The following is a 19,475-nucleotide window of genomic DNA, read 5'->3' on the forward strand; positions in this document are numbered from 1 at the left end:
ATTCACGTGCGATTCAGCACGATAACATTATAGACATAAAGGGGTTTACAATGGTGACCGATCAACAAGTAATTGCAAAAGCAAGAGAATTGGCAGACGTATTAGCACAAACACCAGAAGTGGCACGTTTCAAAGAAGCGGAAGCGAAAGTGAACGGTAGCGACCGCGTACAGACGTTGATTAAACGAATCAAGTTCTTACAAAAAGAAGCGGTCAACTGTAAGCATTATGGCAAGACCGAAGCACTTGCAAAAGTTGAGCAAAAGATTGATAAAGCGATGGAAGAGCTCGATTCGATTCCGGTCGTTCAAGCGTTCCAAGAAACTCAAGTCGAAGTGAACGACTTGCTTCAATACGTGACGGTCACGCTCGCAAACTCCGTGACGGATCGCATTATCGAATCGACGGACGGAGACGTCCTTGCAGGAAAGACAGGGAGCGGCATGGCGGCTGAACAAGCACGCGGCGGCTGCGGATACTAAAACGACACAGCTGGCCGATGGTCAGCTGTTGTACTTTCTAGAGGTGAATTAACATGCAAGAAGTCCATCAGACACCAATGATGAAACAATATTTCTCCATCAAGGCAGACTATCCGGACGCCTTTTTATTCTATCGACTCGGCGACTTTTATGAGTTGTTTTTTGAAGATGCGCAAATTGTTGCAAAGGAGTTAGAGCTCACGCTCACTTCTAAAAATGGAAAGCAGGCCGAACACCCGATCCCAATGTGTGGCGTACCTCACCATTCTGCGGCCATTTACATTGAACAATTGATTGAAAAGGGCTTCAATGTCGCCATCTGTGAACAGACGGAAGACCCGAAAGCGACGAAAGGACTCGTGAAGCGCGAAGTCATCCAAGTGATTACGCCAGGTACATACATGGCGTCACTGAGCGAGAAAGAAAACCGATATCTCGTCGCCATCTCTGACGTCGCAGGTCGTTTTGGGATTGCGCGCGGTGACGTCACGACCGGTGAGTCATGGTTGACGACGCTTTCGTCGGAAGAGGCTGTCTTGCGGGAAATCGAAGGGTTACTCCCGAACGAGGTCATCGTCGAGGACGAGCGGCTCGCTGATTTGTTACGACAGACTGGAATCCCTCTCTCGATTCAAGTGGACAAGCGGGAGAGTCCGCTCGCGCAAGGTGCGAAAGATGAGGCACAGCGTTCCGCATTTGAGTTATTGTTCGCCTATTTGACGAAAACGCAGAAACGCTCGCTCGACCACTTGCAACCGGCCGTCGCCTATGAGGTCGAACAACATATGCAACTTGACGCCAACACGGCCCGAAACCTTGAACTGTTCCGATCTGCTCGTTCTGGGGAACGAAAAGGGTCACTCTTATCGCTCCTTGATGAGACAACGACAGCGATGGGTGGCCGATTGTTAAAACGCTGGCTCGAACAGCCGCTTTACACCGAACAAGGCATCAAAGAGCGCCAAGACGCCGTGGAGAACTTAGTGGACGACTTCATGTTGCGCGATCAACTACAAGAAGAGTTAAAGCGAGTCTATGACATCGAACGCCTTGTCGCGAAAGTTGGGTACGGGACGGCGAATGCGCGAGATCTCGTCCAACTTCGCGACACGCTCGAGCGGATGCCTTCTGTCCGGTCACTCTTACAGACGGTGAAAGCGGATCGTTTGCAGCAAATCGAGCAAAAGCTTGATTCGTTTGAATCGTTAAGTGAACAGCTCCGGGCTGCCCTTGTCGATTCACCCCCGATTTCGACGAAAGAGGGCGGGATGATTCGTCACGGTTATTCGGATGAACTCGATGAACTGCTAGAGGCAAAAGCGAACGGAAAGTCGTGGATTGCCAACCTCGAACAACAGGAACGCATCGCGACCGGCATCAAGTCATTAAAGGTCGGGTATAATCGCGTCTTCGGTTACTATTTAGAAGTGACGAAAGCGAATGCGAAGCTACTCGAAGAGGGTCGCTATGAGCGGAAACAGACGTTGACGAATGCGGAGCGTTACATCACGCCAGAACTGAAAGAAAAGGAAGCCCTCATATTAGGGGCGGAAGAGAAGAGCTGTACGCTCGAGTATGACCTATTTGTCGCACTTCGCGAAGAGGTGAAGACATATACGAAGGCCCTTCAGCAGCTGGCTCGTTCACTCAGTGAATTAGATGTTCTCCTCGCTCTTGCCGTTGTGGCGGAGAAGCGGGAATATGTACGCCCTGTTACGACATCCCACGTTCAAATCGAACGTGGGCGTCACCCTGTCATTGAGACGGTCTTGCCGCGAGGCGAATATGTCGCCAATGATTTGACGCTTGACGACACACGCCAAATGTTGCTCATCACGGGTCCGAACATGTCCGGTAAATCGACATACATGCGTCAATTTGCCTTGATTGCAATCCTTCATCAAATCGGTTCATTCGTCCCGGCAGAAGCAGCGGAACTCCCGCTCTTTGACCGCATCTTTACACGAATCGGTGCGGCGGACGATTTGGTGAGCGGGCAGTCGACGTTCATGGTCGAGATGACCGAGACGAGACAAGCTGTCACTGAGGCGACGGGACATAGTTTGATTTTATTAGATGAAATCGGTCGCGGGACATCAACGTATGACGGAATGGCGCTCGCACAGGCGATCGTCGAATATATCGCCTCGTCAATCGGCGCGAAGACACTCTTCTCGACGCACTATCATGAATTGACAGTGCTCGAAGATTCGATTCCGACGCTCGAGAACGTCCATGTCCGGGCGATTGAGCGGGATGGGCGTGTCGTGTTCTTGCATGAAGTGCATCCAGGACGTGCCGATAAATCATATGGGATTCATGTGGCGGAATTGGCCGAACTCCCGGGTTCATTGATCGACCGGGCACGGACGATTCTCTCAGAACTCGAGTCAGAGGCGACGAAACCTGCTTTAAACGAGCAGGCTGTTCCAACTCCAGTGGAAGAAGTCAGCCAATTGTCGTTGTTCGAGTCGAATGACGCTGTTCGAGAACAGCTGCTCAAACTCGATTTATTGGCAATGAATCCAATCGAAGCGATGCAGGCGCTGTATGAACTGCAACAAACCGCAAAGAAAGGGTGAGTCGATGGGAATCATTCGAGAGTTACCTGAACAACTCGCGAACCGAATCGCAGCCGGGGAGGTCGTCGAACGACCTGCTTCTGTCGTCAAAGAATTAGTCGAGAATGCGATTGATGCGGGAGCGACGAAAGTAGACGTCGACTTACAAGAAGCGGGTATCCGACTCATCAAAGTGCGTGACAACGGGCACGGGTTCCATGAAGAAGACGCCGCCCGAGCCTTTTTACGACATGCGACGAGTAAAATTCGGGATGAGCACGACTTGTTCCGCATTCGGACACTCGGTTTCCGAGGAGAGGCACTCGCCTCGATTGCTTCGGTCAGTCACGTCTCATTGAAATCTAAGCGTGCGGACGAGGACGGTTTTGAGATGACGCTTGAAGGTGGAGTCGTCAAGTCGACGAATCCGGTAGCGACGAACGTCGGGACCGAAATCGCAGTCAGTCAGCTTTTCTTCAACACACCGGCCCGTCTGAAATACTTGAAGACATCGGCGACAGAACTCGCCAGCATTACCGATACGTTGAACCGATTGGCACTCTCTCATCCGGAGATTCGCTTCACGGTCTTCCATGAAGAAAAAGAATTGCTGAGAACGAACGGGAATGGAGACTTGAAACAAGTCATGCTCGCCATCTATGGTCGTCAAGTCGCCGCACAAATCGTCACGGCATCGAGTAAGACGAATGATTATACGCTGAGCGCCCATCTCGTACGTCCGGAGGTGACACGTTCGAACAAACAATATGTAACCCTCATCTTAAATGGGCGAAGCATCAAGAACTTCGCGCTGACGCAAAGCGTGCTCGAAGGCTACCATACGCTCTTACCGATCGGTCGCTATCCGATTGCCGTGCTTGAAGTGAAGATGGACCCAATGTTGATTGACGTGAACGTCCATCCGACGAAGCGTGAAGTGCGTTTGTCGAAAGAAAAAGAACTATGCCAGCTTATTCGAGAGACCGTTCAATTGACACTCCGTGAGCAACGGCTCATTCCGTCTGTGAAACAAGAGCCGAAGCCGAAACATGTGACACCGTCTGAACAGTCAAAACTCGACTTTTCGATGGAGCCACAACCTAAACAAGCAGATCCGGTCGAGTGGAACTATCCGATTCCTCGGGAACGGAAAGAGACGCTCACGTCACCTTCCCAGTGGAATCCGGCTCCGCTCGTTCATGAGCCGGAAGCAGAGATGATCGAACCAGAACAGTTTGAGGAGCCAGTACGTCAGTCGGAGCGTTTACCGGCGTTAGACGTCATCGGGCAACTGCACTCGAGTTATATCATCTGTGGAGCGGAAGACGGAATGTACGTGATGGACCAACATGCCGCTCAGGAACGAATCAAGTATGAATTGTTCTATGAGCAGTTAGGACGTCCGGAAAAAGAATATCAGCTTCTGTTGATCCCGTTAACGTTAGAGTTCACACAAGAAGAGACGCTCGCTATCGAAGAAGTGCTACCACTCCTAGCGGACGCAGGCATCACGTTAGAGCCGTTTGGGGGTAACACGTTCCTCGTCCGTGAGATTCCGACATGGTATCCGCAACATGACTTAGAAGGCACGATTCGTGACTTGGTAGAGATGGCAATTAAACAGCGCTCGATTGATCTTGCGAAATATCGCGAAGAGGCATCGATCCTCATGGCGTGTAAACGATCGATCAAAGCGAATCATCCACTTAATATGGAAATGATGCGACAATTGATTGATGATTTAGGTCGAACGACGTCTCCGTTTACTTGTCCGCACGGTCGCCCGATTCTCGTGAAGTGGAGCACGTATGAACTCGAGAAGTTGTTCAAACGCGTCATGTAATCGTCTTGTTACCTTGTTTTAACACGATGTAACGTTTATTCAATAGCCCTCATGGGAAAACTATACACATGTCACTCAACGCATCGAGGTTGAGAGGTGGCTTTTTCACTGCCTCACCCTCAAGATGTCGACATGAAATGTATATCCATGTAGGAGGAAAAGAAAATGACGAACAAACTTCAAGTATCAAAACGAGAATTACGCCCACGGTCACTGCGTACGAAGTTGCGTAAGGAAGGCAAAGCGTTAGGCGTCGTCTACGGATACAAAGTAGACAGCACTCCAATCGTATTTGACGAGATGGACCTTCGTAAAATTCTTCGAGACCACGGTGACAATGCCTTGATTGAACTCCATTTCGATGGAAACAAAATCAATACGCTCGTGCACGGATCGGAAACAGACCCGTTCACAAACTTCTATCAACACGTCGAATTCATGGCTGTGAAGATGGATGAAGAGACAGAAGTCGAAACGGATATCGTCCTTGTTGGCGACGCGAAAGGCGTCAAAGAAGGCGGATATCTCGCTCAGTCGCTCTATAAAGTGACGGTCGCTGCGACACCTGCCAACATCCCTGAACGCATCGAACTTGACGTGTCAGACCTCGAAATCGGTGACTCGGTGACGGTAGCAGATCTTCCAGAAGATAAATCGTACACGATTGTCTCGGAACCAGATATGCACATCGCCTCTGTGAATGAGCCGGTTGCTGAAGAAGAGGAAGAAGCGACTGAATCAGAGGAAGGTTCAACTGAAGAAGCTTCTGAAGAATCTTCTGAAGAAACAGAAGAATCGACTGAAGATAAAGAATAAGAGTTGCATACGTGTCTGTAACAGTGACACGACTCAATTGAGAGGAGCATTGTCCCGAGATGGGGCGATGCTCCTTTGTTTGATTGTCCAAATAAATCTGAACTTTATACTTTTAGGTCAAACGGATAAATCATAATCACTTGAACCAAAATATTACAAATTAACATTACTTCAATGTGATGATAGGTATAAATGCGGTAATACATATAAAAGTTTATTTCTTGAGAGGATGTATGATGAAGTTTTATAAAATTGATAGACAAACTGATAAACGAATTACAAAATTTAATTTGGAATTTGTGATATCACAGGTCATACAAACTGAAAAAGGGTCTAATATAGGATGTATACATTTAAAACCAGGTAGTGTCATCGGTTATCATCAAACAGTTGTACCCCAACTTACTTCTTCTCGTCATGGTGCCGAGGGTTACATTAGAGGCGAAAAAGATGAACATTTTAAGGTTCGGGCAGGAGACACAATTTTTTGGACGAAAGAGGAATGGCATGAAACGAAAGCAGGTGGAGGATTAACGGATATCGAAATTGAAGAATTAGATCCCTCAATCGATATGACTGAGATATAATTTTTATGAAACTTAGACGATTTGAGGTAAGAGTGGGGGAGAAGACTGTATATGTCACATCTATATATCGATTTAAGTAACGTTACTTCCACCAAAGAACTACATCAGTTATTAAAAGAAAGTCTTCATCTTCCTGATCATTACGGAAAAAATTGGGATGTGATTACTGATGTGGATTTTATAACTTTTCCTGAACGTATCACGTTTATCGGGTATTCTTTGCTTGAAACGAAGTTAAGTGAAGATGCTAAGTACTTAAAAATGTGCTTAGAAGAGTATGATGAAGAACATTATGTTTCACATTGTCATTTTGTTTTCTTGTAATCTAATTTGCTTACTAATATATAAAACTAGTCTATAAGAGAGTAACCATTTTACAATCACTAATTTTTCAATATAACTTTTATAGTCCCCGACCATCATAAGAATAAATAGAAAAAACAGCTGATTTAAATTACAAGGTCTTTAAACTGAAAAATCAAAGGTGATCACTATGCAGGAGCTTACAATTATTGAAAGGAAGCGTCTATTAGAGCATCTTGAAGATAATTATTTCATTATAGGTGAAATTAAAAAGGTTTATGAGATCACTAGTTATGATGATTTAACTATTAACGATAATCAAAAAGCTTTAATTGATTTTTTGGTTTACCAAAATGTATATCCAATAGTCATGACATTTATATTATCTAAAAATATAAGTCAGGATAATGAGATGGTTGAAAAAATGGATTCAAGGAAAATTAAATATTCTATGAACTATTGCTCTGAGGATGAGAATTCTTTTTATTACTGCAATGCAAAAGTAGAAAACGAAAAAGATCTAAGGTTTTTGATTAACGAAACGTACTGGATGCCTGCTCAAAATGGGTTTTATAACATTATCTTTAAAGATAAATTGAATTTCACTTTAAAAAAATATGGTAAGTGGCTGTTCTCTAGAACTCAAGTTGTACCTTCAATTGATATGAGTATACCAACTTCTTTTATTAAAATAGATGGAGATGGACTTGGGTTTATTTTATTTTCTAATGAAAAAAAATATGAATCTATTGAAGAATTGACAAAGAATTTACCTCAAAAATTTTACATTGATTATTTAAACGAAAATGAATTATGAGTGCTTCAATTTGATCATGTTTTAACGCATAGTCCTGTTACGACTGAGATTCATTTCACAAAAATTAGAATCGGAAAGGAATATCACTGATAAAATTTTTACTATGTCTTAATCGCAATCGTCGACCAAGAGACAGTTAATTAACATTTAATTGAACAATCATGGAATACAGTGATTGCAGAAGAGCATTACAAGGCAATTCATAAACTTGAGTGAGGTGTATAATATGTCATTGAAATCGATACAATCGCTTTTACCTGTTAAAGAAAAGGAAATCCTGTTGGATCAGGTCGAAGGGTTGAATAGATATCTTTGTATTCTACCGAACGATGAGTTAGAAAGTCAGTTTGGAGATTTAGAAGATTTTAAAAACCAGAGCTTTGCAGTTGTGGGCTATGAAGATATGCTAGGAGATTTTGTAGGGGTGGACTTAATGAGTGGGCAACTTTTGATTGTTAATCATGAAACGTTTCATGTAGAGGAAAGATTGAATGTAACATTTGATGAACTCATGAAGAAGGATTAATCACTTATTCGAACTATTGTTTTCTAAAGATTTGTCTTGTTATTCTCTCGAAAATCGAGAGAATTTTTGTTTGTCACAAATCCGCCATATGTAAACGATTACGATGTGAACACTCTGTCAATTCCTTCTAGAGGTGATTGCCAACAGAGACTGTACAGTTTATATTGTTAATGATTTCACATATTAGAACTGATACTTTCCTATTTAATTATTCAGAAAGAAGGGTTTGTGACATGGCATCAATGGAAATCCATGCACTCGAATCATTACGGAAAAAAGCACAGGCTTCCTCGCAAATGATTCATTATCGTCCAATGGAATACTTTTTACGGGCAATGTTAGCCGGAATCTTTATCGGCTTTGCTTCAATCTTCACGTTGAAAGTCGTCAACGGCATGTATTTAGCGGAATCACCGTTTACGACACTCATCGGGGGCTTCTCTTTCGGGATTGCGCTCGTCATGATCATTTATGGGGGAGCGGAGTTGTTCACGGGGAATACGATGTATTTCACGACGTCGACGCTTCGCGGTTATACGACGCTCAGTGATACGATGCTCGTCTGGTTGCTCTGTTTTGTCGGGAACGCACTCGGGGGAATCCTATTCGCCTTACTACTCGCACCGACTGGTGTCATCCAAGAACTTGGCATGAACAACTGGTTGTTCTCAGTCGTCGAGGGCAAAATGCATCACACGACGGTTGAAATTTTCTTCCGTGCCATCTTCTGTAACTGGATGGTCTGTCTCGCTATTTTCTTACCGAAACAAATGAAAAATGAATTCGCTCAAATCTTCTCGATGATTTTCCTTGTCGCGGTCTTCTTCGCTTCAGGATTTGACCACGTCATCGCCAACTTCGTCTTGTTCGCCTTGACGCTTGTCGTCCCACACCCTGAGACGATCAGCATGGCAGGTGCAATCCACAACTTGATTCCTGCGACGTTCGGTAACATTATCGGCGGTGCGCTCTTTATGGGAGCCATCTACACATGGCTCAACTCGAAAGGTCTTCGTGAGGCACAAGAATTAGAGGAAGAAGTCGAATTAAAAGTCGTGAAAGCTGCTAAATAAATGATGTTTGTCACATATAACGTAGAGCCTTGTCCCATCGAAGACGAGGCTCTTTTTTGTCGTATGCGCACATGTAAACTGTCACAATATTGACTCGTGACCTTCCAAAAAAAAACGTGTCATAATCTATATATAGGATTTTAAAAACAATTTAAACTGTTTTTAATCCATATATAGTGAGGTGAGGGGTATTGAAATTACTACGGTTGTATGAGGACGTATGCGTCTTACCAGACCAAGACTTAGTACAAGAGAATGCGAACGTTGACGGGAAGTCCCCGCTCGGGAAATTAGCACGACTCTCTTCAGAAGTATCGAAAGAATTGTCGCAGACATATTTGATGTCGGAACGGTCAAAGCAAGCCGTCACTGATAACTTTTTATACGTGCACGACGCGGACTATTACATCACAGGATCGACGACATGTTGTCAAATTCCACTCGGTCAATTGTTGAAAGACGGTTTCCATACAGGACATGGGACGATTCGGTCCCCGAAAGACATTCGCTCCGCCATGGCGCTCGCATCCATCATCCTACAAGCGAATCAAAATATGCAACATGGGGGGCAGGCTTTTCCGATGTTTGACGTCGACTTAGCACCGTATGTCGAGAAGACATATAAGCGTCAACTTAGCCGACTCCAATCGTTACCTGTTGACTGGGACGAGGCGCAATTGGAGACACTCGCAGAAGAAGAGACGATTTCGGCGACGTATCAGGCGTGTGAGGCGTTCATTCACAATGCGAACTCGATGCACTCACGAGGTGGCGGGCAAGTACCTTTCGTTTCAATCAATTATGGGACGGACACATCAAAGTGGGGACGTATCCTCATTCGGGAGTTACTCCGTGCCACAGAACGTGGGTTAGGGAACGGAGAGACACCGATTTTTCCGATTCAAATCTTTAAAGTGAAGGAAGGTATCAACTTCAACGATGGTGACCCGAATGTCGATCTCTTCCGTGAGGCGTGCCGCGTCACAGGCAAACGTCTCTTCCCGAACTTCTCTTTTATCGATGCCCCGTTCAATGCCACGTATTATGACGGGACACACGAATCAGAAGTGGCATACATGGGTTGTCGTACGCGAGTCATGGGAAACCGGCACGGGGAGGAGACGTCAATCGGACGAGGCAACCTGTCTTTCTCAACACTCAACCTGGTGAAGATGGCACTCGTCTCCGAGTCGCTTTCGGACTTCTATCGAATTCTCAACCGATATATCGACATCGGGATTGAACAGTTGATCGAGCGATTCGAGTATCAATGTACGCGTCGCGCTGAAGAATTTCGTTTTCTTTACACACAAGGGGTCTGGCGTGGCAGTGAGCAGTTACATATACAGGATGAAGTCCGAGACGTATTGAAACAAGGAACGCTCTCACTCGGTTTCATCGGGCTCGCTGAAACATTGAAAGTGTTGACGGGCAGTACACATGCTGAGTCCCGTGAAGCGGAGCGACTCGGTCTCGACATCGTCACCCATTTGTCCAATCGCATGCGTGAAGCAGCCGAAGCGTACGACTTGAACTTTTCGTTGCTCGCGACACCTGCAGAAGGACTATCAGGTAAATTTGTGATCCGAGACCAGGAAGAGTTCGGGATGATCGACGAGGTTACCAATCGGGCGTTTTACACGAATTCATTCCACGTGCCGGTTTATCAATCCGTCTCCATCCGAGAAAAAATCCGAATTGAGGCACCGTATCACGCGTTATGCGACGCGGGACACATCTCTTACGTCGAAGTCGATGGTTCCCTTGCCCACAATGCAGAAGCAGTAGAATCGATTGTACGCTTGATGCGTCAACATGATATCGGATATGGTTCGATCAATCATCCGGTCGACCGTTGTGGAAATTGTGGGTTAGAAGGACTGATTGACGTTGCCTGCCCGACTTGTGGTGAGGATACAAACATCGAACGAATCCGCCGCATCACCGGCTATTTAGTCGGGACGATGGACCGTTGGAATACGGCGAAACGAGAAGAAGAACGGGCGAGGGTGAAACATGATGCGCATTCTATCCGTCGTTGAAGAATCGGTCGTCGATGGACCAGGAATACGGACGGTCATCTTTACTGCCGGCTGTCCCCACCACTGTAAAGGGTGTCACAATCCTTCCTCGTGGAATCCGGCCGGTGGCGATGAAATCGAAGTAGATGAACTTGTCCATCGCATAAAAATGAGTGGTTGGGACGGGGTGACCGTCTCTGGAGGCGAACCGTTCCTGCAATCGTCAGCGTTAGCGGAACTCGTCACGGCATGTAAATCGCTCGGTAAAAACGTGTGGGTGTATACCGGTTATACAATTGAACAGTTGGAAGCGATGCACGACGAATCGGTTCAAACTGTTTTGGACCACGCTGACGTCCTCGTTGACGGACGTTTCGAGCAGTCACTACGAGACACGGGACTCCGCTTTCGGGGGTCGAGCAATCAACGAATCATCTTTTTAACTAAATCAGGCGAGAATTCTCCCTCCACTAAGCGTCTCGGGGCGAAGCCCAGCGTAGGTGGGAAATGAATCGCCCGGTCCAAAAAACTTTTCCCCCTGTGACAGATATGACGAACAAAAGTTCGTGATTCCGTCAGATTCTCCCTCCCCCTCCACGGGTATCGGATGAGGAGGACACATCACGATCTTCGGAAGGGAGGAGGGACGGACATGCTGAAAGGCTATACATACAGGCTCTACCCGACGCCGGCACAGACCGAGTTCCTCATCAAGACCATCGGCTGCGCCCGGTTCATCTACAACAAGTTGCTCGAGGACCGCATCGCCATCCGCGAGGAGGCGAAAGCGGGGAACGGAACGAGACGGAAACCGGCGACACCCGCCTCCTACAAGCCCCTGTTCCCGTTCCTCGCCGAGGCGGACAGCCTCGCGCTCGCGAACGCGAAGCTGAACCTCGACACCGCGTTCACGAAGTTCTTCGCCGGGACGGGCGGTTTCCCTGCCTTCAAATCGAGACGGCGGTCGCGCGCCTCCTACACGACGAACAACCAGCATGGCACGATCCGCATCGAGGCGGGCAAAGTCCGTCTGCCGAAGGTCGGCTTCGTGCGGTTCACACAACATCGTCCGTTCGAGGGCGTCATCCGGTCGGCGACGGTCTCGATGACGAGGACGGGCAAGTTCTTCATCTCCATCCTCGTCAAACAGGACGATGAACCACGGATTCCAGCCAAGAACAAGGTCGGGATCGATCTCGGTCTGGAGCACTTCGCGATTATGACGAATAACGAAATGGTTTCTGAGAAGATTGAAAACCCTCGTTTCCTTCGTAAGTCAGAAGAGAAGGTCAAGAAGGCGCAACGGGCGCTGTCGCGAAAGAAGATTGGAAGCAAGAATCGTGAAAAAGCCAAATTACTTTTGGCCAAGAAACACGAAAAGATCGCCAACCAACGCAAGGACTTCCTTCACAAGCTGTCGAGACGGATCGTTGACGAGAACCAAGTCATCGTCGTGGAGACATTGAAGTCGAAGGACATGATGCAAAACCATAAGCTCGCCAAGTCCATCGGGGATGTCAGCTGGTACGAGTTCGTCCGGCAACTCGAATACAAATCAAACTTCTACGGACGGACACTCATCAAGGCAGACCCCTGGTACGCATCGACGCAGATCTGTTCCACTTGCGGAGTAAAAAGCGAGAAGAAGGCGATGGATGTCCGTGAATGGACGTGTGCCTGTGGCGTGCATCATGACCGTGACATCAACGCAAGCATCAATCTGTTGATGTTGGCAAACTAAAACGAATTCCTTCAGGGCAGGGACTGCCCGACGAGCTTGGTAAACAACCGTGGCTAGTAAAAGTACGGTCTTCCCAAGAAGCTCCCACTTCAATTTGTGAAGCAAATAAGTGGCGAGTAGTTCACACAAAGTGTAATCGAGGCAGACATGTCTCGATTTTTTGTATAATGATGAAAAAGGGGGATTTTTGATGAAATGGTGTAGTTTTGACATGCAGGAAGAACAACGAGTGGGGATTGTCGAGGGCGATTTTGTCTTCGATGTTAGCAATCAAGTACATACGACAAATTTATTAGAAGTGATTGCCCGTGAGTTCGAACCAGATATTGATTTGGACGTGGCGCCGTCATACCGATTGACGGATGTGAAATTGCTCGCCCCGTATCGTCCTTTGAAAAACGTGATTTGTATCGGGAAGAACTACGAAGAACACGTGAAAGAGATGGATACAGCAGGAGCGGGAAAACTTGTCATTTTCACGAAAGCGCCGACTTCGGTGATCGGTCCGGAAGCGGTCATTGAGCGGCATCCGGATTTGACGGACAAATTAGACTACGAAGGCGAACTCGCTGTCATCATCGGTAAGTCGGGACGAGACATCGAATCGGTCGAGGAACACATTTTTGGATACACGATTCTAAATGACGTGACGGCACGAGACGTGCAAAAAGAACATGTTCAATTTTTCCGTGGGAAGTCGCTCGATACGTTCTGTCCGATGGGACCATTCATCGTGACACCGGACGAGCTACAGTTTCCACTCCGAATCAGAACGGATGTCAACGGTGAGACGCGCCAAGACGGGACGACGGCTGATATGATTCGCCCGATTGATGAGCTTATTCGTACGTTATCGAAAGGCATGACGCTCGAAGCAGGCGACATCATCGCAACAGGTACGCCAGCCGGAGTCGGTCATGGCATGACACCACCGACCTATCTTCAAACGGGAGACACCGTCGAAGTGACGATTCAAGGCCTCGGTACGCTAAGAAATGTGATTGTCTGAATGAAATGACGCAAAATGTGAAGAATCTTGTAATTCATTTATCATTTTATAAATGAGTGTTCCTCTTCGTTATAGTAAGGGTAGAAGATAACACAGAGGAGATGAATCATTATGGATCGTCACGATCAATCAAATGAACGCGATCAATTACATGAATCAGAGCAACAAAAAGATTGGTTAGATACAGAACTCGGTTCATCCAACCGAGAAGAAGCAAAAGTACGAACACAATCAAAACCGTCATTCGTCAGCCGTATGTTCCCAGGACTTGTCGGTGGGATCATCGGGGCATTGCTGACGGGCGCAATCGCTTACCCGTTCATCGACCAACCCGCTACGAGTGTGAGTGACACGAACGTGACCTCACAAGGGACTCCGGTCCAAACGTCATCAAACGTGTCCGATTCTTCAGTCACGAATGCCGTCGCGACTGCTCAACCTGCCGTCGTGACCGTGAACAACTTCGCCCAAACCGGCTTCTCGAGTGAAGCGGTCGAGGCTGGAGTCGGTTCAGGGGTCATCTACAAAAAAGAAGGCGACTCGGCATTTATCGCAACGAACCATCACGTTGTCAATGGGGCAGACAAGCTGACGGTCACGTTTAATGACGGAACGACAGCAGAAGCAACGCTCATGGGAAGTGACGCGACGTATGACTTGGCGGTCTTAAAAGTTGATGCTGACAAAGTACCAGCTGTCATCTCAATCGGAAAATCGAGCGAATTGAAACCAGGTCAAACCGTCATCGCGATCGGGAATCCGCTCGGACAATTCGAGAACTCGGTGACGCGTGGTGTCGTCTCATCGACGTCACGTCTCGTACCGGTGGATACGGATGAGAACGGTCAAGCCGACTTCAACGCTGAGGTCATTCAAACGGATGCAGCCATCAACCCAGGTAACTCGGGCGGTGCATTAATCAATGAAGAAGGACAACTCGTCGGAATCAACTCGATGAAGATTGCAACGGCAGAAGTCGAGGGAGTCGGATTCTCAATTCCAGTCGACATCGCCCTTCCACTCATCAATCAAATCGAACAAACGGGAGAAGTGAACCATCCTTCGCTCGGCGTCTCGCTACGTGATGTGTCAGAGTTCCCTCCAGGTTACTTGACGGAACAAATCAACCTGCCTGAATCGGTAACGGCTGGAACGATTATCGTGGAAGTCCAACAAAATAGTTCAGCTGCGAAAGCGGGTCTTGAAGCGCGTGACGTCATCGTGAAAATCAATGACAAAGAAGTCAGCTCGTTCATCGATCTCCGTAGTGAATTGATCCGGGATACAGATGGAACAGTCGACATCGAATATGTCCGTGACGGAAAAACAGAGACGGTTCAAGTCGAGATTCAAAATGCAAACGGTTCTGCACTGTAAAAGGTGGGCAATATGCCCGCCTTTTTTGCTATGCTTATACAAAAGGAGGATGAGATATGGTTCGAAATTTATATGGAGTGTTACTATTCGGGGCAGGGATTTTACATTTTGTCAGAGAAAAGGCGTTCATGTCGATTATTCCGAAGTCTTGGCCGTTCCGTCGATTGATGGTACAACTGAGCGGAGTCGTTGAAGTTGTCTTCGGGGCGATGCTATTACTGAACAAAGGAACGTCGTTCGTGAAACGGACGCTACCGGCATTCTTTATCGCTGTCTTCCCTGCAAATATCAATATGGCCGTGAAGCCATCTAGAATCGGTGGAAAAGTGATCCCGAAATGGATCACATGGGGACGACTCCCGCTCCAATGGGTTCTCATCAAAGGCGTCAAAAAAATATAAAGGTGTGGAGATACATATGACAAGCGTAATCAAGTGGTTTGAGCATTTCCATGCTCATCCAGAAATCAGTTGGAAAGAAGTCGAGACGACTCGAACAATCGCATCGATCTTATCAGACTGGTCGATTCCACATCGGACGTTTGAGGATGTGACCGGGGTGATTGCAGAGATCGGATCGGGTGAAGACGTAATCGCGGTCCGAGCCGATATCGATGCGTTATGGCAACAAGTGGACGGAACGTTTCAAGCGAATCATTCATGTGGACACGACGCGAACATCAGCATGGTCCTCGGCGCCCTCGAGCAGTTGAAGGACGAAACGCTACAGAAACGCATTCGTTTTATTTTCCAACCTGCTGAAGAGCAAGGGAACGGGTCGCTCGCTATGATTGAGCGAGGCGCGTTAGAAGACGTGACCCAACTTTTCGGAATTCATTTACGTCCACAAGAAGAGTTGAAGAAAGGCCAATACGCCGCGGCGATTCAGCATGGGGCAGCCTTTTTCTTAAAGGGAGAGGTGCTCGGTGATGATGCGCACGGGGCAAGACCGCATCAAGGACAGAACGCACTCGACGTCATCTTTACGATTCAACACATGCTAAAAAGCATTTATTTATCTCCGTTTGAGCCGCATTCCGTCAAATTGACGAAAGTCCACGCCGGGAGCGACAATATGAACATCATTCCGGGGAATGCGACGTTCTCGATTGACGTTCGTGCTCAACAAAATGAAGAATTGCTCGAGTTGCGTAATCGTGTCGAAGACATGTTACTTCAAGTCGGTCAACTTCATCGCGTGAAACTGCAGTGGGAATGGCAGGACTTCACACCTGGAGCCGTCGTCGGGGAACGTTCGAGCCAAATCGCCAAACGAGCGATTGAAGAACGATTTGGTGAGTCGGCTCTTGTCGAACGGATCGTCACGTCAGGTAGCGATGATTTTCATTTTTATACCGTTGAGAAACCGACGCTTGATGCGACGATGATTGGAATCGGGGCTGATTTAGGGCCGGGTCTCCATCATCCGCATATGACGTTTGATCGTGATGCGCTAGAAGATGGGGCACTACTTCTTGCAGATGCCCTCCGTATTGCCGCCACATAAGAATCGATGAGTGGGATAGACAGATGTCTGTCCACTCATTTTTTTATTGCATCAAACAAGTGTAAGCGCTATCATAACGTTATTAGCGACAATATAACGACAATTCTGAATTTTCGCTATAGGGGAGGAAGTTACATGGAAACAACGGGGAACAAGCAAGACATGAAATTGGGGTGGGCACTATTACCGCTCGGTGTGATGATCATCGTCATGCTCATCTCAATCGTCCAACTCGGACAAGGGCCACATATCCCGCTTATCGTCGGGACGGCAGTCGCCTCAATTGTCGCATGGCGTCACGGGTTTAAGTGGAAAGAGATTGAAGAGATGATGTATAAAGGAATTCGTCTCGCCTTGCCGGCTGTCGTCATCATCATTCTCGTCGGGTTGACAATCGGGGCATGGATTGGCGGAGGAATTGTCGCGACGATGATTTATTTCGGACTGAAAATCATCTCACCCGCATACTTTCTTTTAACGATTTGTCTCATCTGTGCGGTCGTCGCGCTCTCAATCGGGAGCTCATGGTCGACGATGGGAACGATTGGTGTAGCGGGGATGGGCATCGGGCTGAGTATGGGGATACCAGCGCCGATGGTTGCGGGGGCCGTCATCTCTGGTGCTTATTTCGGGGATAAGATGTCACCATTGTCAGATACGACAAACTTGGCGGCAGGATTAACACATACGAATCTATTCGTACATATCCGACACATGTTATATACGACGATTCCAGGACTAATCATCGCGTTAGGTGTATACGCATGGCTTGGTAGACGGTTTGCGGATTCGACGACGGACTCGTCAGAAATTACACAGACACTCAGTATTCTTGAAGACAGCTTTGTCATCTCTCCATGGTTACTCGTCGTACCGCTCGCGGTCATTTTACTCGTCGCGAAGAAGGTGCCGGCGATTCCTGCCCTCGTCGTCGGAATCGCACTTGGCTTCTTGGCTCAAGTGTTCATCCAAGGGGGCACGCTCGCGGACAGCGTAGGCGCTCTCCAAAGTGGCTATGTCATTGATACGGGAAATGAATTGGTTGATAACCTCTTCAGCCGAGGCGGTCTTGATGCGATGATGTATACGGTATCGATGACGATCGTTGCGATGACGTTCGGAGGAATATTAGAATATTCAGGAATGCTTCAATCAATCATGAATCAAATTCTGAAGTTAGCGAAAACAGCAGGTTCGTTGATTGCTTCCACGATTTTAGCAGGGATTGCGACAAATGCGACTTGCTCGGAGCAGTACATCTCAATTGTTGTCCCGTCACGCATGTTTGCCGGGGCTTATGAGAAAATGGGGCTGCAATCGAAGAATCTATCCCGTGCACTCGAAGACGGTGGAACATTGACGTCGGTATTTATTCCGTGGAACACGTGCGGGGTATTCATTCTCGGTACGCTCGGTGTCGGGGCGTTCGAATATGCGCCATACGCCGTCTTAAACTTCATCGTACCGGTTATTTCGATTCTGTATGCCTTTACTGGATATACGATTGAACGCATGGCGGTCATTCAACAAGAAGAACCTGTCGCTGAACAGGCGGCACAGTAAAACAAGAATTCCCGGTCGTCATTCGACCGGGAATTGAAATTTATAGACGTTGCGAGGTCGACCCTGACTGTAGCTCATCTCTTCACCAATCGCATGGATGAGTTTCGCTTCGACTAACTTTTTAATCAGTCGCTCTGTCGTACGTCGAGTCACCTGCAAATAATCGGTCAACTCTTTCGCTGTGAATTCGAGTTGATTAGCTGAGAAGTGAATGATCTTTTCGATATTGGTCGGACTCATGCCGGTTTGTTTCATCATGTGATAGACACGTGTTTGCGTGACGCGGAAATGAATCGGTGACGGTTGATTTGAGAACGTTAATCGCTTCGAATCGTCGACGATTCGTATAGCGGCATCGCCTGTTGTATGAAAGGCTAAACGAGCATGTTCGAGTGCGCGTTTATAATCTGATCCATATCCGATACCGACGTACGCAGACGAATTTTCCAATAGGATGGTTCCACTGGAGATGGCGGACTCGATTTTTCCTTTATTCGATAAAAGGACGATACCTTCTTCGTCGTAGTCTATCAATTTGCCGTCGAACAACTGTTGATTTGTCACATGTTGAAGCGTGTCTTCATTCGCATTCGAGTAGAAGAGGACAGCGAATTGTGATTGGTCTGACTTTTTCAATCGAATCTGTTGTAGAAAATCATTGAAATGATGGAGAATTCTCTCCTTTGGTTCAATCATGAGTTGACTAGCAAAACCGCTACTGATCAATCGACGGTGGACTTGCTCCACACTCGTCAAAGCAAATCGTGTCGTCCCGCTTTCTTGAAGCTGTTCATGAAAGGCAATCAAGTCTTCAAGATTCATATGGGGGTGGAGTAGCTTCACTTGTGATGAGGGTACATGATTTGGAAATGATGCGAATATCGATTCCAGTCGGGACATGTCAACGAGGTCGATCGAGATGTCTTCTAATCGCACGTATTGTGTTAACGTCATATATAAGAGTGAAGTCAATAACACGACATCATCTTGAACAACGTGATGAGCATATGGAATGTTCGCCTTCTCGGTCGCGTACGTATACGGAAATGAACCGGAGAAGAAAGCTCCGTCAAAAAACACGAGTTGATCAGCGATGTCTTCCGCCTCGCGTGGGTCATCATAAGGAAACCCTTCAATCCGGACATCCGGTAAAGAAGAATCTTTAATTATTTGTTGAATGAAAGCTGGCGAACCGACGACAGCGATATGGATGGACATCTGAAAATCCCCCTTGCAATTTAACGACTATA

At 47.1% G+C, this 19,475-nt stretch carries 18 protein-coding genes; 17 read left to right on the forward strand and 1 reads right to left on the reverse strand.

The features are described 5' to 3' along the window. Window positions 1–50: 50 nt before the first annotated feature. The 17 genes from KNO75_RS03230 to nhaC all read left to right on the forward strand — a co-directional run bounded on the left by KNO75_RS03230 (window position 51) and on the right by nhaC (window position 18,225). Window positions 51–482, forward strand: a complete 432-nt coding sequence (locus KNO75_RS03230; protein ID WP_012726155.1) for a YlbF/YmcA family competence regulator — start codon at window positions 51–53, stop codon at window positions 480–482. Between the two features lie 53 nt (window positions 483–535). Continuing rightward, on the forward strand, window positions 536–3,064 hold the full coding sequence (gene mutS / locus KNO75_RS03235) for a DNA mismatch repair protein MutS (RefSeq protein WP_214793876.1): 2,529 nt from the start codon (window positions 536–538) through the stop codon (window positions 3,062–3,064). Between the two features lie 4 nt (window positions 3,065–3,068). Further along, complete coding sequence (gene mutL, locus KNO75_RS03240; RefSeq protein WP_214819746.1) at window positions 3,069–4,886, forward strand: DNA mismatch repair endonuclease MutL; 1,818 nt, start codon at window positions 3,069–3,071, stop codon at window positions 4,884–4,886. Window positions 4,887–5,051: 165 nt separating this feature from the next. After that, window positions 5,052–5,702: a 50S ribosomal protein L25/general stress protein Ctc gene (locus tag KNO75_RS03245; protein ID WP_214816029.1), complete on the forward strand. Its 651-nt coding sequence runs from the start codon at window positions 5,052–5,054 to the stop codon at window positions 5,700–5,702. A 236-nt stretch (window positions 5,703–5,938) separates the two neighbouring features. Next, a complete protein-coding gene (locus KNO75_RS03250) occupies window positions 5,939–6,289 on the forward strand; it encodes a cupin (RefSeq protein WP_214793866.1) in 351 nt (116 codons plus the stop codon). 51 nt (window positions 6,290–6,340) lie between these two features. Continuing rightward, entirely contained in the window at window positions 6,341–6,613 is a 273-nt protein-coding gene (locus KNO75_RS03255; RefSeq protein WP_214819748.1) for a barstar family protein, read from the forward strand. Window positions 6,614–6,782: 169 nt separating this feature from the next. Further along, window positions 6,783–7,409, forward strand: a complete 627-nt coding sequence (locus KNO75_RS03260; RefSeq protein WP_214793860.1) for a hypothetical protein — start codon at window positions 6,783–6,785, stop codon at window positions 7,407–7,409. Between the two features lie 226 nt (window positions 7,410–7,635). Beyond that, window positions 7,636–7,935 (forward strand): hypothetical protein, encoded by a 300-nt coding sequence (locus tag KNO75_RS03265; protein ID WP_214816037.1) that lies wholly within the window; start codon window positions 7,636–7,638, stop codon window positions 7,933–7,935. A gap of 242 nt (window positions 7,936–8,177) precedes the next feature. Then, complete coding sequence (locus KNO75_RS03270) at window positions 8,178–9,008, forward strand: formate/nitrite transporter family protein (protein WP_074035310.1); 831 nt, start codon at window positions 8,178–8,180, stop codon at window positions 9,006–9,008. A gap of 191 nt (window positions 9,009–9,199) precedes the next feature. Beyond that, window positions 9,200–11,050 carry an anaerobic ribonucleoside triphosphate reductase gene (locus KNO75_RS03275; RefSeq protein ID WP_214819750.1) on the forward strand — a complete coding sequence of 617 codons (1,851 nt, stop codon included), beginning with the start codon at window positions 9,200–9,202 and terminating at the stop codon, window positions 11,048–11,050. After that, the gene (gene nrdG, locus KNO75_RS03280) at window positions 11,028–11,540 is read left to right on the forward strand and encodes an anaerobic ribonucleoside-triphosphate reductase activating protein (RefSeq protein WP_214819752.1); all 513 of its coding nucleotides are present in this window, start codon (window positions 11,028–11,030) and stop codon (window positions 11,538–11,540) included. The genes KNO75_RS03275 and nrdG overlap by 23 nt, the downstream gene beginning before the upstream one ends. A gap of 141 nt (window positions 11,541–11,681) precedes the next feature. After that, on the forward strand, window positions 11,682–12,770 hold the full coding sequence (tnpB, locus tag KNO75_RS03285; protein WP_214820690.1) for an IS200/IS605 family element RNA-guided endonuclease TnpB: 1,089 nt from the start codon (window positions 11,682–11,684) through the stop codon (window positions 12,768–12,770). Between the two features lie 190 nt (window positions 12,771–12,960). Next, a complete protein-coding gene (locus KNO75_RS03290) occupies window positions 12,961–13,779 on the forward strand; it encodes a fumarylacetoacetate hydrolase family protein (protein ID WP_214795349.1) in 819 nt (272 codons plus the stop codon). Between the two features lie 111 nt (window positions 13,780–13,890). Continuing rightward, window positions 13,891–15,156, forward strand: coding sequence for a S1C family serine protease (locus KNO75_RS03295; RefSeq protein WP_214795347.1), 1,266 nt, complete (start codon window positions 13,891–13,893; stop codon window positions 15,154–15,156). A gap of 56 nt (window positions 15,157–15,212) precedes the next feature. Next, complete coding sequence (locus tag KNO75_RS03300; protein WP_078146805.1) at window positions 15,213–15,557, forward strand: DoxX family protein; 345 nt, start codon at window positions 15,213–15,215, stop codon at window positions 15,555–15,557. 16 nt (window positions 15,558–15,573) lie between these two features. Continuing rightward, entirely contained in the window at window positions 15,574–16,662 is a 1,089-nt protein-coding gene (locus KNO75_RS03305) for an amidohydrolase (RefSeq protein WP_214819754.1), read from the forward strand. 162 nt (window positions 16,663–16,824) lie between these two features. Beyond that, entirely contained in the window at window positions 16,825–18,225 is a 1,401-nt protein-coding gene (nhaC, locus tag KNO75_RS03310) for a Na+/H+ antiporter NhaC (RefSeq protein WP_483298005.1), read from the forward strand. Window positions 18,226–18,243: 18 nt separating this feature from the next. On the opposite strand, the gene KNO75_RS03315 is transcribed toward nhaC, so the two are convergent. Next, the gene (locus KNO75_RS03315; protein ID WP_214819758.1) at window positions 18,244–19,443 is read right to left on the reverse strand and encodes a helix-turn-helix domain-containing protein; all 1,200 of its coding nucleotides are present in this window, start codon (window positions 19,441–19,443) and stop codon (window positions 18,244–18,246) included. Window positions 19,444–19,475 lie beyond the last annotated feature (32 nt).

The organism is Exiguobacterium sp. s35 (genome assembly GCF_018617535.1).
Lineage (GTDB): Bacteria > Bacillota > Bacilli > Exiguobacteriales > Exiguobacteriaceae > Exiguobacterium > Exiguobacterium aestuarii.

What these genes read in the sequence shown, in the direction of transcription:
- KNO75_RS03230 (WP_012726155.1), top strand. Translation starts at nt 51, where the DNA reads ATGGTGACCGATCAACAAGTAATTGCAAAAGCAAGAGAATTGGCAGAC.
- mutS (WP_214793876.1), top strand. Translation starts at nt 536, where the DNA reads ATGCAAGAAGTCCATCAGACACCAATGATGAAACAATATTTCTCCATC.
- mutL (WP_214819746.1), top strand. Translation starts at nt 3,069, where the DNA reads ATGGGAATCATTCGAGAGTTACCTGAACAACTCGCGAACCGAATCGCA.
- KNO75_RS03245 (WP_214816029.1), top strand. Translation starts at nt 5,052, where the DNA reads ATGACGAACAAACTTCAAGTATCAAAACGAGAATTACGCCCACGGTCA.
- KNO75_RS03250 (WP_214793866.1), top strand. Translation starts at nt 5,939, where the DNA reads ATGAAGTTTTATAAAATTGATAGACAAACTGATAAACGAATTACAAAA.
- KNO75_RS03255 (WP_214819748.1), top strand. Translation starts at nt 6,341, where the DNA reads ATGTCACATCTATATATCGATTTAAGTAACGTTACTTCCACCAAAGAA.
- KNO75_RS03260 (WP_214793860.1), top strand. Translation starts at nt 6,783, where the DNA reads ATGCAGGAGCTTACAATTATTGAAAGGAAGCGTCTATTAGAGCATCTT.
- KNO75_RS03265 (WP_214816037.1), top strand. Translation starts at nt 7,636, where the DNA reads ATGTCATTGAAATCGATACAATCGCTTTTACCTGTTAAAGAAAAGGAA.
- KNO75_RS03270 (WP_074035310.1), top strand. Translation starts at nt 8,178, where the DNA reads ATGGAAATCCATGCACTCGAATCATTACGGAAAAAAGCACAGGCTTCC.
- nrdG (WP_214819752.1), top strand. Translation starts at nt 11,028, where the DNA reads ATGCGCATTCTATCCGTCGTTGAAGAATCGGTCGTCGATGGACCAGGA.
- tnpB (WP_214820690.1), top strand. Translation starts at nt 11,682, where the DNA reads ATGCTGAAAGGCTATACATACAGGCTCTACCCGACGCCGGCACAGACC.
- KNO75_RS03290 (WP_214795349.1), top strand. Translation starts at nt 12,961, where the DNA reads ATGAAATGGTGTAGTTTTGACATGCAGGAAGAACAACGAGTGGGGATT.
- KNO75_RS03295 (WP_214795347.1), top strand. Translation starts at nt 13,891, where the DNA reads ATGGATCGTCACGATCAATCAAATGAACGCGATCAATTACATGAATCA.
- KNO75_RS03300 (WP_078146805.1), top strand. Translation starts at nt 15,213, where the DNA reads ATGGTTCGAAATTTATATGGAGTGTTACTATTCGGGGCAGGGATTTTA.
- KNO75_RS03305 (WP_214819754.1), top strand. Translation starts at nt 15,574, where the DNA reads ATGACAAGCGTAATCAAGTGGTTTGAGCATTTCCATGCTCATCCAGAA.
- nhaC (WP_483298005.1), top strand. Translation starts at nt 16,825, where the DNA reads ATGAAATTGGGGTGGGCACTATTACCGCTCGGTGTGATGATCATCGTC.
- KNO75_RS03315 (WP_214819758.1), bottom strand. Translation starts at nt 19,443, where the DNA reads ATGTCCATCCATATCGCTGTCGTCGGTTCGCCAGCTTTCATTCAACAA.